This window comes from Botryobacter ruber (assembly GCF_003347595.2).
Taxonomy (GTDB): domain Bacteria; phylum Bacteroidota; class Bacteroidia; order Cytophagales; family Hymenobacteraceae; genus Pontibacter; species Pontibacter ruber_A.
On sequence record NZ_QCZK02000038.1, the window covers coordinates 1 to 13,372 of the forward strand.

Below are 13,372 nucleotides of genomic sequence, written 5' to 3' on the forward strand. Positions count from 1 at the left end.
TCAAAAGCCTCAAAATCAAATTTCTTTTCCATGGTGACTGTGCTTAAGCTAAGTTAATTATTTTCTTGCTTTGACACAGTTCCGTTTACAGCCTCCTTTTGTCCCGAATCTGGCTTCTAAAACAGTACTACAGCTGCCACCATTCCCTTAGCTCCTGCCATGAAACACTCGTCCGGCTGATAATTGGAATGATTTGATTTTGTGCCTTTGGAAATAATTCCGCTTTCCTGCCATACATTTGCTGCTGAATACCTAAATTTAGGTTTTAAATTGCATTTGATTTAAGGCCGCTTAACTATTGAAATATTATTTTTTTAAGTCTGCTCCTATGCCTTCCGGTGCTGCCTTCAACAGCGGGAATGTTACGCAGAACTTAGCCAGTGTCAGGATATTTGCCGGGAGCAGCTTTGGGATCACTTCCTTGCTGCTCTTCAGCCGTATTTTTGTACCCTATGGCCGGTTGCTAACAAAGGCTGCCGAATTAAATATTATTACCTGCTTCTTTTTCTTTACATCAGCTGCAGCCCTGGCAGGTGTTTACCTCATTCGTTTTTACCGAAATCTGCAGCAAAAACACAAACTGGTCAGGAGCTTTACTTTCTTGTATGCCTGGTTATTTATAGTGGGGTGTATGGCGGTTTCGTTTGTGCCGCAGCAAAATCCCAAAAACAACATGACCATGTATTTGCTGGGAGCGCTGAGTGTGGCGGTAGCCTGGAGCCTTTCGCTGCGGGAGACCTTGCTGCTGATGCTGCTGGTCAGCACCACCTTCACTGCCGGCATCTACTTTTCTGCACTGGACAATGAGCAACTCCTGCTCAACAGCATAGGCTCGGCTTTTATCCTGACGTGCTTTTTTGTGCTCTCCCGCATGATTTACAGTTACCGGCTCAATCATTTTCTCCAGCTGCAGAATATAGAGGCGCAAAAGAAGGAAATACAACAGATCAGCAAAGCAAAATCGGAGATTCTGGGAGTGGTGGCCCATGACCTGCGGTCGCCGCTTGCCAACATCGAAATGCTGGTTTCCCAGGTCAAGAAAAAGAAGCTCTCGGCCCAGCAGGAAGCATACTACCTGGAGCTGGTGCTGTCCAGTTGCCAAAGGTCGCGCACGCTCATCAATGACCTGGTGGAACTTGCCCGCCTGGAGCAGGAAGCCGATTTCCCTTTGAAAAAAACAGACCTGAATCTTTTTCTGAAGGAGGTCCAGGCAGAGTGGCAACGGCAGCTGAAGGGGAACAGAAAACTGGAAATGTCGTTGGCTACAGGCGCCTTGTATGTAAATTTAAACAAGGGGAAATTTCAGCGGGTAATGGATAACCTGCTCTCCAATGCCATCAAGTTCACGCCCGAAAATGGCCAGATTCATATAAGTGTTACGCAACCAGACGAAAACGTGCTGCTGCGCATTTCCGATAATGGCATTGGCGTACCCCAGAAGCTGCAGCCGCACCTGTTCAAGCCTTTTTCGAAGGCAGGCAGGAGCGGCCTGAACGGCGAAGCATCCACAGGGCTTGGCCTGAGCATCAGCCGGAAACTGGTAGAGCAGCACAACGGCACCATCGACATCGAGAGCGAGGAAAACAGGGGCACGACTTTTCTAATTACACTGCCTGCGCTTAAAGAAGCTTAGTTGTGCAGCAGCGGCTATGGTGGCAGGTACAGTGAAGTATTTATCAAACCTGTTTTCTGCTTTTAGCCTGTTTTTGCGGCAAAAAAGTTCTCTGCTCCTGCCACCATGGCCGCTGCACCTGTCCGGCACAGGCAACAGGCTACTTTACCTTCTGTACTTTAATATAAACCGGGAAATGGTCGCTGGTGCCGCCAAAATAGGTGGTGCCGCTGTAGGTAGGGCGGGGGGTGTTTCTGTATTTTCCGTACAGGCTTTTGAGCGAAGCAGGGCTATGGATGGTGGCGGAACCTCTGACATACTGCAGATGACCCGCTGCATCGACTAAAGATTTTGAAACCAGGATCTGGTCCAGCATCATAAAGCCATTTCTGCCGAAATAGCTGCCATTGCCCTGTACATGCTGAATGTAAAAAGTGTTGAATAACTCTTCGTTATAAGCAGGGTTGGGTCTTCCGGTTGCTTTTAGCGCCTGCCGCATGATAGTAGAGCCGGGAACTTCGTCGAAGTCACCCATTACGATGATGTTGGCAGTTGGGTCTGCTTGCTGCAGGGCTGCTATCTGGTTGCGCAGCAGGTTGGCGGCGGCCCTTTTCCTGCTGTCCCTGCCGGAGGGCCAGTGGTTTACAAAAATGGTTACCGGCTCACCCAGCAGCGTGCCTTTCACCTCCAGTATGTCGCGGGCTGTAAAGTTCCGTTCGTTTACATTTACCGGAATGCTGCGTTGGGAGCTGAGCTTAAAGATATTGGGTTTGTAGAGCAACGCCACATCCAGCCCCGGCTCCTTCGCCGATTCGTGCAGGATATATTCATAATCGTGTTTCCGGAGCGCAGGCATGTTAAGTAACGCTTCGAGCACCTGCCGGTTTTCTACTTCGCTAAGTCCTATTACAGCCGGACCACCTTTGCCACCCATGTGCTGGATGGCAGCTGCAAGCGCATTTAATTTTGCCTGATACCTGGCCTGGTCCCACTGCATGGCGCCGGTAGGCAAAAAGTCATCGTCGTTGGTGGTAGTAGGGTTGTTTTGAATGTCATAAAGGTTTCCGGTGTTGTAAAAAGCAATTGTCTGGAGCTTTCCTTTTTTCGAAAAAGGAGTAATGGAGGAGCACCCTGCCAGGGCAGCGAGCACAAAAAGGGAAATTAAGGTTTTGAATCCGTGTTGCATCATGTAACTTTGTACCTATGTGAGTAGTTTTGCCTACTACGAGAATCAGATAGTATATTGTTTAATCAATCGAATATGAAAAAATCAGAAATATACTTTAGCATTGCCCTGGACGACCAGCGGATACCGGAAGCCATCAGCTGGAGAGCCACCGATGCAGGAGAAAAAATACACTTTGCCAAGGCCATTAATATTTCATTATGGGACCGTGACGAAGCCGGCACCATGAAAATTGACCTCTGGACGAAGGATATGCCGGTGGACGAGATGAAGTATTTTTACATCGATACCATCGGCGCCATGGCGCAGAGCATCCAGACCGCTACCAACGACAGTGTAATGGCCAGTAAAATGCGCGCGCTTTGCGAAGAACTGATGAACCACCTGCAGAGCAATGCTCCTGAAAACGGGCAGCAGTAAAATTTATTGCGCTATAAAACAGCAAGAGGCTGCCCGAAAAGGCAGCCTCTTGCTGTTTTATTTAGAAGGTTTGTATTAATTAAATTTAACTAAGCGCTGCTTAGGTATTAGATTCAGTTTTATCAACAGAAGCTACACTTTCAGCTTGTTGCTCAGTATCAGTACCGTTTCTAAGGCTAGCCATAAACTCTTTATCCTCCTGGTTATAAACCTTACGGTTACCATAGTAAGAGTTATATTGTGCAGTACTTAAAACACGCTCCAACGCATGATCACGCTCAGCATAAATCTCTTTCATTTTCTGATCGATCATTTGCTGGTTGCCAGCGTATGCTTCTTCTACGGCAAGCATTTTGGCCGCTAATTCCGAATTTATCTCTCTTATCTTTGTAGACTGGTAGTTGTTAAGTCTCAATCCACGGATCATTCTATTTGATAAGTTAGATGCTCTTTTCTCTACAAGTGGATTTTTACCGGTTGCATGTGAACCGAACATAAGTCCAAAGAACAGAAGAGATAATGCCATTAACTTTTTCATAATTTCTATAGTTTTATAAGTTCTACTTTGTATTAGGTTTATTAGTGCGTTCTGTTAATATAACGTCTAAACACCGGAAAAAATTCCCCTGACGCTATAAAAAAGGCACTTTTTAAAATAAACCGTCTACTATCAAGTATTGCAATACACCCAAAAAGCCTGCCAATTCGTGACCGGCCTATGGTTGTATATCTTATTTTCTACGTTAATGGCTTAAAACAGATTTAATTACCACTCATTTTTCCACATCATGGATTCGACCGGCGTGATGGTGCGTTTGTTGTATTTTGCACTTCCTTTGGTGTTGTAATAATTTTCGATACCACCTTTTACTTCGAAATAGATAAGTTGACCGATCGGCATGCCGTGGTAAACCCGCACCTGTTGTGTAACAGATATTTCCAGGGTCCAGGTGTTGCAGAAGCCAACATCGCCTTTCCCGGCAGTGGCGTGAATGTCGATTCCTAAGCGGCCTACACTCGATTTACCTTCCAGGAAAGGTACATGGGCATGGGTTTCGGTGTATTCGCGCGTAACACCCAAATATAAAACGTTCGGCTGCAGGACATATCCATCTTCCGGAATTTCAAATACATCTATCTCGTTGTGCCTGCGGGCGTCCAGCACCTCGTCGCGGTAAGTGGCCAGGTAGCGGCCAAGGTGTACGTCGTAAGAATTGGTGCCTAAACACTTGCGGTCGAATGGCTCTACCAGGATGGTGCCCTTCGCCATTTCTTCTAAAATCTGTTTATCGGTTAAAATCATGGGTATGCGCTAAAACTACTGTAAATGTAAGAAAAATCTGCAGGAGTTTAGGAGTTAGAGAGTTTGGGAGTTAGAAAGTTTGGGAGTTAGGGAGTTTGGGAGTTAGAAAGTTTGGGAGTTTAGGAGGTGAGGGAATGGTGGCTGTGGCAGCAGAATTGTAAAAGGCTATTGGTTGATATTGCGGAAACTTCTCCTGGTTTTTACAAAAAAAGCGGCGGAACCTGCTGTAGAGGTACCGCCGCTTTTGGCTTGCGTGTTAGTTTTTAATTTCAGGAATGTGCTTCCTTTAAGGCCTGTAAATTGGTCTGCAGGTATTCTGATACCAGTTCATCGGTAATGGCAGTAGACACAAACAGGGCTTCGTATTGCGATGGGGCCAGGTAGATGCCTTTGCTGAGCATGCTGTTAAAGTAGCGGCCAAACAAGGCGGTGTCGGAGGTTTTCGCGCTGGCGAAATCTACGACAGGCTGTTGTGTAAAGAAGATGCTGAACATGGAGCCGACCTGGTTGATGGTGTAGTTCAGCCCTAGCTGCTGCAGGTTTTGTTTCATGCCGTTCACCATGTTCGTGGTGGTCTGCTCGAGCTGCTTGTAAACACCCGGGTTATTTTTCAGGAACTGCAGCATGGCCATACCTGCCGACATGGCAATTGGGTTGCCGGAAAGGGTTCCTGCCTGGTAGACTGGTCCGGCAGGGGCTACAAATTCCATTATTTCTTTTTTACCGCCGTAAGCACCCACAGGCATACCGCCGCCAATAATTTTGCCCAGCGTTGTCATGTCAGGCGTTACCCCGAATAGTTCCTGCGCGCCTCCGGGAGCCAGGCGGAAACCGGTCATTACCTCGTCAAAAATAAGTACGATACCTTCCTGGTCGCATAGCGTGCGGAGTTGCAGGAGGAAGTCCGGCTGTGGCAGTACCAGGCCCATATTGCCGGCAACCGGCTCGAGGATAATGGCAGCCACTTCTCCTTTATTTGCTGCTGCCAGTGCCTTCACAGCTTCTATATCGTTGTACGGAGCGGTTAGCGTATCCAGGGCGACCCCTTTGGTAACACCGGGACTATCGGGTACGCCGAGGGTGATGGCGCCACTGCCTGCGGCTATCAGGAACGAATCGCCGTGGCCGTGGTAGCAGCCTTCGAATTTAATGATTTTGCTGCGGCCGGTATAGCCTCTGGCCACCCGGATAGCCGACATGGTAGCCTCGGTGCCCGAGTTCACCATGCGCACCTTCTCGATAGAAGGCACCATCTCCACGATCAGCTCTGCAATCTCTATTTCTTTGCGGGTAGGCGCCCCAAACGACAGCGAACCGGGAATAGCTTCCTGTACAGCCTGCTGTACCACGTCGGCTGCGTGCCCTAGTATCATAGGACCCCAGGAATTGATCAGGTCGATGTACCGGTTGCCGTCTTCATCATACATATAAGCTCCCTTTGCCGATTTGATGAAAAGCGGATTACCGCCTACGGCTTTAAAAGCCCGGACTGGTGAATTAACGCCGCCCGGAATGGAGCGCTGGGCACGCTGGAAAAGTTCGTTGCTGATGCTTGCTTCTTTCATGTTGTTGGGTAAGGTCGTGTTTTTAATACGAAACCGGGTTTACCACCACCAGTTGCAGGTTTTCTAACTTGGTAATGGGAATATACTGGTTATCTTTCCGGACTTCCGCCTGGGGACTGCCTGTGTTTTTATAGCCAATTCCCGGGTAAAAAACGCCTGGTTTAACACCTATGGTAGCCAGGGACTGGGTGAAGGCAGGGCCATGTGCACTTAAGATTGTTCCAAAATAGTACAGCATTTCGAAACCGGCATAGGCATAAACAGAAGGGGGAAGGTTATACTTTTCTAAATATTTCTGCCTGAATTGTGCGGCAGCAGGAGACATTTTGTCGATGTATTTGGGAGATATAAAGTAAACCTCCAGCCTGTCGAGCTGGCGGAGCGTGATCTGGTGAATATCCAGCCATTTGTCGTAGGTGATGAGCGGCAGTTTGGCTGCTTCGCCACTTAGCAGGCTGGTCGCATTTACGGCTGCCGTCATCTGTTCGGAGAAAACGGCCATGTGCCCCACATCGGCCAGGTTCAGCCCTTTAAATACGCTGGCTGTTGCTGCTGCCTGACCGGAGTTTATTTTACGGTAGGTTTTTACCCTGCCTCCCAGCTTAATAAACTGCTGGCGGTAGTGATGCGCAAAAGTGGTGTCGTCTTTTTTATTTTCGACGATGATGATGGCCGTTTTGGGCGAAAAGTTCTGGTAAGCAAAAGTGGCCGCCTGCTGCGCCTGCGTTGCCACCGACGACTCAAACAGCAGCACATTGTTGCTGTTGCCGGTTACCTCCAGGTCCTGCGACAGCGGATTAATGACGGTTACATTGTTTTCAGCTGCAAACCGGGAGGCTAACCTGGCCGTCGATTTATAGACAGGTCCAATCACCAGGTCCATCTGTTTCACCTCCGGCATTGCCAGCACCTGCTTTGCACTGGTCGTGTCGGCGCCTGTATCGTAGGCCAGCAGATTGATGTTGATTCCCTGCTTACTCAGCGAGTCCTGCGCCAGTTTCATGCCGGCATACAGGTCTGTGATGAACTGGTTTTTGCGAGCCGTCTGTGCCAGGTCCTGGTTGAGCTGGAAGGGGAGGAGCAGGGCTACATTATAGGCTTCCTTGCGCAGGGCATCGGCGCGTAAGTACTGGTTCCGGTCCAGGTTGAATTTGGCTACTATTCTTTCTAACGTAGCTTTGTCTTCCGGTTTATACCAGCCTGCCAGCAGTTTATCTGCATATAGTTGGCCTACAAGTTTATCGTTGGGGTAGCGCTGCAGCAGCTTTTCGTATTGTTTCCGGTCGGTAAGGCGGATCAGGTAGAAGCGTTTGAGGGTTTCTGCATCTGCGGAAAGGGAAGCTGCGCGTATCAGATTTAGTTCAGCCAGCGCTTCGTCGTACTTCTGTTGCTCAAAAAGGGCATTGGCCAGCAGGTAATGGGCATCCGGCATGCCATACCACTGCGGGTGCTGCGCTTTTAGCTGCTGCAGCATCAGCACGGCTTCCTGTGGTTTTTGGGCTTTTAAGGCAGCCAGGGCGTAGAGATAAGTGGCTTCAGGAGCGTACGCGTTGCCGGCTGCATTTACCGTAACGGGCAACAGCTCTGCCATGGCCAGCTCGTACCGTTGCTGGTTCAGCAGTACTTTCCCGTTATTATAGTTTACTTCATAGTTCTGTAGCTGCTGTGCCTGCGCAGCAGCTATGGTGAGAGCAGCTGAAAACAGGAAGCCTGCAACGTGCCTTAGAAAGCGTTTCTTCATAAACCTCTTTAAAATGAGTGAAAGAAGGAGTGACGGAACCAGGTTCTGCCACTCCTTCAAAATCAGCATTACTCCCACTCAATAGTGGCTGGTGGCTTGGAACTGATGTCGTACACCACGCGGTTCACCCCTTTTACCTTGTTGATGATCTCATTCGAAACATCAGCCAAAAATTCATAAGGCAATCTGCACCAGTCTGCCGTCATGCCGTCAACGCTTGTTACGGCACGCAGGGCCACTACGTTTTCGTATGTACGCTCATCGCCCATCACACCCACCGACTGTACCGGTGTCAGGATGGCGCCGGCCTGCCATACTTCGTCGTACAAGCCTGTCTTTTTCAGGTTGCTGATAAAGATATGGTCAACCTGCTGCAGGATGTGTACTTTTTCGGCTGTAATGTCGCCGAGAATACGGATGGCCAGACCTGGTCCCGGGAAAGGGTGGCGGCCAATGATGTTTTCGTCTATTTTAAGCGTACGGCCCACGAGGCGCACTTCATCTTTAAACAGCGTTTTGAGCGGCTCTACCACTTTCAGTTTCATAAAGTCAGGCAACCCGCCCACGTTGTGGTGCGACTTAATGGTAGCCGACGGACCTTTCACGCTTACCGATTCGATTACGTCAGGGTAAATGGTACCCTGAGCCAGCCACTTCACGTCTTCTACCTGGTGCGCTTCGTCGTCGAATACTTCGATAAACACGCGGCCGATGGCTTTGCGCTTCAGTTCCGGGTCTGAGATTCCTGCTAAAGCTGCATAGAAACGATCTTTGGCATCAACGCCTTTCACGTTCAGGCCCATGTGCTTGTAGGAGTCGAGCACGCTCTGGAATTCGTCTTTGCGGAGCAGGCCGTTGTCTACGAAAATACAGTAGAGGTTTTTGCCGATGGCTTCGTGGATCAGCATGGCAGCCACGCTGGAGTCTACACCTCCCGACAAGCCAAGTACCACTTTGTCGTTGCCAACGGTCTCGCGGATTTCTGCTACCGTGTTTTCGATGAACTGATCCGGGGTCCAGTCCTGCACGCAGCCGCAGATGTGCACCACGAAGTTACGGAGCAGGCGTTTGCCTTCGGTGGAATGCGTTACCTCCGGGTGGAACTGGATGCCGTAGGTTTCCTGGTCACGCAGCTTGTAGGCAGCCACACGCACAGAGTCTGTACTGGCAATAACTTCAATATTGTCGGGTATTTCTTTTATCGTATCGCCATGCGACATCCACACCACCGAATCCGGGGTAAGCTCTTTCATCAGGCGGTTGGTCGAGTGCAGCTCCGATAAGCGGGCACGGCCATATTCGCGGATGGTAGATGGGGTAACTTCGCCGCCATGCTCGTGTGCAATCAGCTGGGCGCCGTAGCAAACGCCTAACACCGGCAGCTGGCCCAGGTACTGCGACAAGTCGATGGTGGGGTGGTTCTGGTCACGTACGGAGCAGGGGCTGCCCGAGAGGATCACACCTTTTACTTCATCGGTCAGGTCCGGAACATGATTGTAGGGATGTATTTCGCAATACACATTAAGCTCACGCACCCGCCTTGCAATTAGCTGGGTATACTGGGAGCCAAAGTCGAGAATGAGAATTTTTTCTGGCATGTGCAAAATTAAGGCACTTTTATAGTTTTTGCTAATAAAATTTTGATTGTTGAGCAGCAGTGGGTGTGGTGGCAGGTGCAGAATGCATTTTTATAGCTTAGATGGTGGTAATGGCTTTGTTAAGGAACGGCTGATTTGCCAAATATTGTATGCAAAAGGTGCAGAGGCAATGGAGGGAGGAGCAGCGACTCATTTTACTTTGAGGGATCATACCTGGCGGTTTACAGCATCGTATCAGGGCGTGCCGGCAAAGCCGTCCGGCTCTCGCAAGTTCTGCAGCGCCTGCCACCACAGCCACTGTTCAGGATGAAAAAAAATCTGCAGCCATTCAGTTAGTTAGCGCTGCTGCGCCGGTTTTTTACAACAAAAGTTTGCAAAACGAAAAAAAGTGTCTACTTTTGCAACGGCAAATCGGCACGGCCAGCTCCTGTCGAACTCCCCCAGGTGCGGAAGCAAGCAAGGGTAGACGGTTGTAGCGGCGCGATGTCGGTTTGCCACTTTTTTTGCCCTTTCTGCATAAGTGTTATTTCAACATTTATTTTTTCAAAAAACTCCCTTAACATTTCACGGTTCAGATTATTGCATTAGATTTGTGTTTGAATCTATATGCTGTAATATGAAATTCTTTATTGACACCGCTAACCTGCAGGAAATTCAGGAAGCACACGACATGGGCGTGCTGGATGGCGTAACCACCAACCCCTCATTAATGGCCAAAGAAGGTATTTTTGGTCACGACAATGTAATGGCCCACTACAAGCAGATCTGCGAAATTGTGGATGGCGACATCAGTGCCGAAGTAATCGCTACAGATTATGAAGGTATTGTGCGTGAAGGAGAGGCCCTGGCCGAACTGCACTCTAACATTGTTGTCAAAGTTCCGATGATACGCGATGGCGTGAAGGCTATCCGCTACTTCAGCGAGCGTGGCATCAAAACAAACTGCACCCTTATTTTCTCTGCAGGGCAGGCGTTACTGGCTGCTAAAGCTGGTGCAACTTACGTGTCTCCTTTCGTTGGCCGTCTGGATGATGTGGGCACCGACGGGATGCAGCTGATCGAGCAAATCGTAACTATCTTCGGCAACTACGGTTACCAGACCCAGGTACTGGCAGCTTCTGTACGTCACGTAATGCACCTGTTGCAGTGTGCCGAGATTGGCGCTGACGTAGTTACCTGTCCGCTAAATGTTATCACTGGTCTGCTCAACCACCCGCTTACCGATAACGGACTTGCCAAATTCCTGGCCGACCACGCCAAAGGAAACAAATAATTATGGATTAATGGATTCTGGATCAGAAATGAAGGAAAGCTGCAAATTTTCCTCGTCGTTTCTGATTCACCATTCATTATCTCCGATTCATAATTTAAAAATCAATGTACATCATCAAGGTAAAAGGCAAAGCCAAAATTCCGGACTATATCCAGCTGCGCGACGAAAACTTTGTGCTCATCGCGTATTTCAGGGCAGACCGGCCCCTGAAGAACCTGGAACGCTACGGGCTGGGCGGGAAAGAAGAAGCACTGGCCGCGCTCATTGCCAGCCTTGATTTTGGGAAACTACAGAAATTAGAGATTTAAGTAAGCATGAATTTTTCTTCTTCCCCGGTGGTTTCGCTGCGCGATGTGGCGGTTTACCAGGACTCAAACACCATTTTAAGCAATGTCAGTTTTGATGTTGAAAAAGGCGAATTTGTGTACCTGGTGGGGCGCACGGGAAGCGGGAAAAGCTCCTTGCTGAAAACACTTTACGCAGACCTGCCCCTGCTTTCGGGTTCTGCTGCCGTTGCCGATTTTAACCTCACCGGACTGTCACTCAAGCAGGTGCCCTTCCTGCGCCGGAAAGTAGGCATCATTTTCCAGGATTTCCAGCTTCTCTTCGACCGTACCGTGGCCGAAAACCTTAGCTTTGTGCTGCGGGCAACCGGCTGGAAAGACAAATCCAAAACCAAACAGCGTATTTCGGAAGTACTGATGCGGGTTGGTCTTGGAGCAGCAGCGGCTAAAATGCCGCACCAGCTTTCGGGCGGGGAGCAACAGCGGGTGGTAATTGCGCGTGCCCTGCTCAACGAACCTGTAATCCTTTTTGCCGACGAACCTACCGGTAACCTGGACCCACGCGTGGCCGACGACATCATGAAGCTTTTCCTGGAAATAAACAACAGCGGTACCGCCGTACTCATGGCCACACACAATTACGAAATTATCAACCGCTATCCCAAGCGTGTACTTAAGTGCAAAGAAGGAAGAGTGCTTGACTCGAATGTAGAGGAATTCCGGCTTGCCAATGATTACTGAGTTATCCATACTCATTCCTGTCTTTAACAACGATGTGCGGCCCCTGGTAACGGAACTGCATGCGCAGTGCCGGCAGCAGGCTGTGAAGTATGAAATCCTTTTGTTCGACGATGCCTCAGAAGAACGCATTCGTGCAATAAACCGGCAGCTCGCCGAGCTGCCGCACGTCATCTACCAGGAACTGCCACAGAACATAGGGCGCGCAGCCATCCGGAATAAACTGGCAACAGCGGCTGCTTATGAGTACCTGCTGATGCTGGACAACGATTGCCTGCCCTCCCGTAAAGATTTTGTGTCGTATTACCTGCACGAAGCAGCAGGCGAGGCTGTGGTGGCTGGTGGTGTGGCCTATCAGCAGGAGGCGCCTGACCGAATTTACCGCCTGCACTGGAAATATGGGCAGCGTGCAGCTAAAACTGTGGACGAACGACGGAAAGAACCTTACAAAAATATTTTTCTGAGCAACGTGCTGGTGAAAAAAGCGCTTTTCCTGCAGTACCAGCTGTGCGAAAGCCTGAAAGACTACGGGCACGAAGATACCCTTTTTGCCCTGCAACTGGAGCGGCAGGGAGTACAGGTAAAACACATTGAAAATCCGGCTGTGCACCTGGGCCTGGAGCCGACAGACGTATTTCTGGCAAAAACAGAGCAGGCGGTGGCAAACCTGGTAAAACTATATGTCCGCGGAGAGCAGCTGGATACCCTGAAACTGGTGAAAGCCTATAAGCTGTTACAGGAAAAGGGGCTGGAGAAAAGTTTCCTTAGCGCCTACCGGGGCATGCGTAAAATTATCAGGAAAAATTTGTATGCTACGCGGCCAAGCATGTTCTTTTTCGACCTTTACCGCTTGTTTTTGTTTACCCGCAAGCTGCAGAACGACACGCAGCTTTAACTTCTTCTTTTGTTTAATACCAGGAATTCTTCCTGTTTATCAGCAATAATGCGTTGGTCTGCCGGTTCTATTTTGTCCTGTAGTTCTGATTTCCTGTTGTTCAGGGCATTCCAGAACCCTTCAATCAATTGCCAGTCGCTTTCAGAATAAGCGCTCATTTCCTGCGAAACCGTGTTTACAAAGTTCAGGTAGACTGTTTTAATGTTGGCGGGTGTAATTTCGGTTAAATCGTCAGAGCTTATTTCTATCCCCAACAGCTTCCGGCGTAATTCGTAGCGCCTGCTTGCCTCTTCGTTTTTCTGCTTTTTTTTATCAACGGCGCTTTTAAATCGCTCCCGTAAATCCAGGAGTTCTTCCCGCTGGGGTGGAATGTACTGGGTAACATATTTATCTACTCTCAGGGTGAGGGTATCGTATTGGGATCTAAGCGAATCAATTTCCTGGCGGGCAATGGTCGTGTCTTTAATATCAATTTGTTCTTCTGATTCTGCGTCTTCTTCTGTTGCTACTACAAAACTTCTGAATTCGTTGTAAGCCTGTTCTCCTTCCGGAATTTTATTTTTCTCTTCAGAGCCTGAACAGGAAAATGAAAGTAGGGCAATAGCCACTGCTACAAAAGTAAAATAGGATCGCGTCATACCAGATTACATTTTTGGTGGATATTAGTCAAGGAACGCCGCATGCTACGTAAAGTTTCGTTTTTGCCGATAAACTCCCGGAAGAGCGGAAAAAAGGCGTATAAAGAGAAATAAGCTGC

13 protein-coding genes and 1 other RNA gene are annotated in these 13,372 nt (G+C 49.0%); 7 read left to right on the forward strand and 7 right to left on the reverse strand.

The window, feature by feature from the left end; genetic code table 11:
• Positions 1-298 precede the first annotated feature (298 nt).
• On the forward strand, positions 299-1,633 hold the full coding sequence (locus tag DCW36_RS11725; RefSeq protein WP_128396969.1) for a sensor histidine kinase: 1,335 nt from the start codon (positions 299-301) through the stop codon (positions 1,631-1,633).
• 139 nt (positions 1,634-1,772) lie between these two features.
• Here the strand turns inward: DCW36_RS11725 and DCW36_RS11730 are convergent, their stop codons facing one another.
• Positions 1,773-2,801 carry an endonuclease/exonuclease/phosphatase family protein gene (locus tag DCW36_RS11730; protein ID WP_125185335.1) on the reverse strand — a complete coding sequence of 343 codons (1,029 nt, stop codon included), beginning with the start codon at positions 2,799-2,801 and terminating at the stop codon, positions 1,773-1,775.
• A 72-nt stretch (positions 2,802-2,873) separates the two neighbouring features.
• Between DCW36_RS11730 and gldC the strand changes: the two genes are divergently transcribed.
• Positions 2,874-3,218 carry a gliding motility protein GldC gene (gene gldC / locus DCW36_RS11735; protein ID WP_114781499.1) on the forward strand — a complete coding sequence of 115 codons (345 nt, stop codon included), beginning with the start codon at positions 2,874-2,876 and terminating at the stop codon, positions 3,216-3,218.
• 100 nt (positions 3,219-3,318) lie between these two features.
• Here the strand turns inward: gldC and DCW36_RS11740 are convergent, their stop codons facing one another.
• From DCW36_RS11740 to guaA, 5 genes are all read right to left on the reverse strand, one after another.
• Complete coding sequence (locus DCW36_RS11740; RefSeq protein WP_114781500.1) at positions 3,319-3,756, reverse strand: hypothetical protein; 438 nt, start codon at positions 3,754-3,756, stop codon at positions 3,319-3,321.
• Positions 3,757-3,984: 228 nt separating this feature from the next.
• Positions 3,985-4,521, reverse strand: coding sequence for a dCTP deaminase (gene dcd / locus DCW36_RS11745; protein WP_114781501.1), 537 nt, complete (start codon positions 4,519-4,521; stop codon positions 3,985-3,987).
• A 269-nt stretch (positions 4,522-4,790) separates the two neighbouring features.
• The gene (hemL, locus tag DCW36_RS11750) at positions 4,791-6,086 is read right to left on the reverse strand and encodes a glutamate-1-semialdehyde 2,1-aminomutase (protein ID WP_114781502.1); all 1,296 of its coding nucleotides are present in this window, start codon (positions 6,084-6,086) and stop codon (positions 4,791-4,793) included.
• A gap of 22 nt (positions 6,087-6,108) precedes the next feature.
• On the reverse strand, positions 6,109-7,827 hold the full coding sequence (locus tag DCW36_RS11755) for an ABC transporter substrate-binding protein (RefSeq protein WP_114781610.1): 1,719 nt from the start codon (positions 7,825-7,827) through the stop codon (positions 6,109-6,111).
• 68 nt (positions 7,828-7,895) lie between these two features.
• Positions 7,896-9,425, reverse strand: coding sequence for a glutamine-hydrolyzing GMP synthase (gene guaA, locus DCW36_RS11760; RefSeq protein ID WP_114781503.1), 1,530 nt, complete (start codon positions 9,423-9,425; stop codon positions 7,896-7,898).
• 403 nt (positions 9,426-9,828) lie between these two features.
• On the opposite strand from guaA, the gene ffs reads away from it, so the two are divergent.
• The 5 genes from ffs (at position 9,829) to DCW36_RS11785 (ending at position 12,615) form a co-directional block, all read left to right on the forward strand.
• Positions 9,829-9,926: signal recognition particle sRNA small type (gene ffs / locus DCW36_RS11765), an RNA gene on the forward strand.
• Between the two features lie 115 nt (positions 9,927-10,041).
• Positions 10,042-10,698, forward strand: a complete 657-nt coding sequence (gene fsa / locus DCW36_RS11770; RefSeq protein ID WP_114781504.1) for a fructose-6-phosphate aldolase — start codon at positions 10,042-10,044, stop codon at positions 10,696-10,698.
• 104 nt (positions 10,699-10,802) lie between these two features.
• Positions 10,803-11,006, forward strand: a complete 204-nt coding sequence (locus DCW36_RS11775) for a fructose-6-phosphate aldolase (RefSeq protein WP_114781505.1) — start codon at positions 10,803-10,805, stop codon at positions 11,004-11,006.
• Between the two features lie 6 nt (positions 11,007-11,012).
• Positions 11,013-11,723 (forward strand): cell division ATP-binding protein FtsE, encoded by a 711-nt coding sequence (locus DCW36_RS11780; protein WP_114781506.1) that lies wholly within the window; start codon positions 11,013-11,015, stop codon positions 11,721-11,723.
• Positions 11,713-12,615, forward strand: coding sequence for a glycosyltransferase (locus DCW36_RS11785; protein WP_114781507.1), 903 nt, complete (start codon positions 11,713-11,715; stop codon positions 12,613-12,615). The genes DCW36_RS11780 and DCW36_RS11785 overlap by 11 nt, the downstream gene beginning before the upstream one ends.
• Here the strand turns inward: DCW36_RS11785 and DCW36_RS11790 are convergent.
• A complete protein-coding gene (locus tag DCW36_RS11790; RefSeq protein ID WP_125185336.1) occupies positions 12,612-13,253 on the reverse strand; it encodes a hypothetical protein in 642 nt (213 codons plus the stop codon). The two genes, DCW36_RS11785 and DCW36_RS11790, sit on opposite strands and share 4 nt — an antisense overlap.
• Positions 13,254-13,372: the final 119 nt, after the last annotated feature.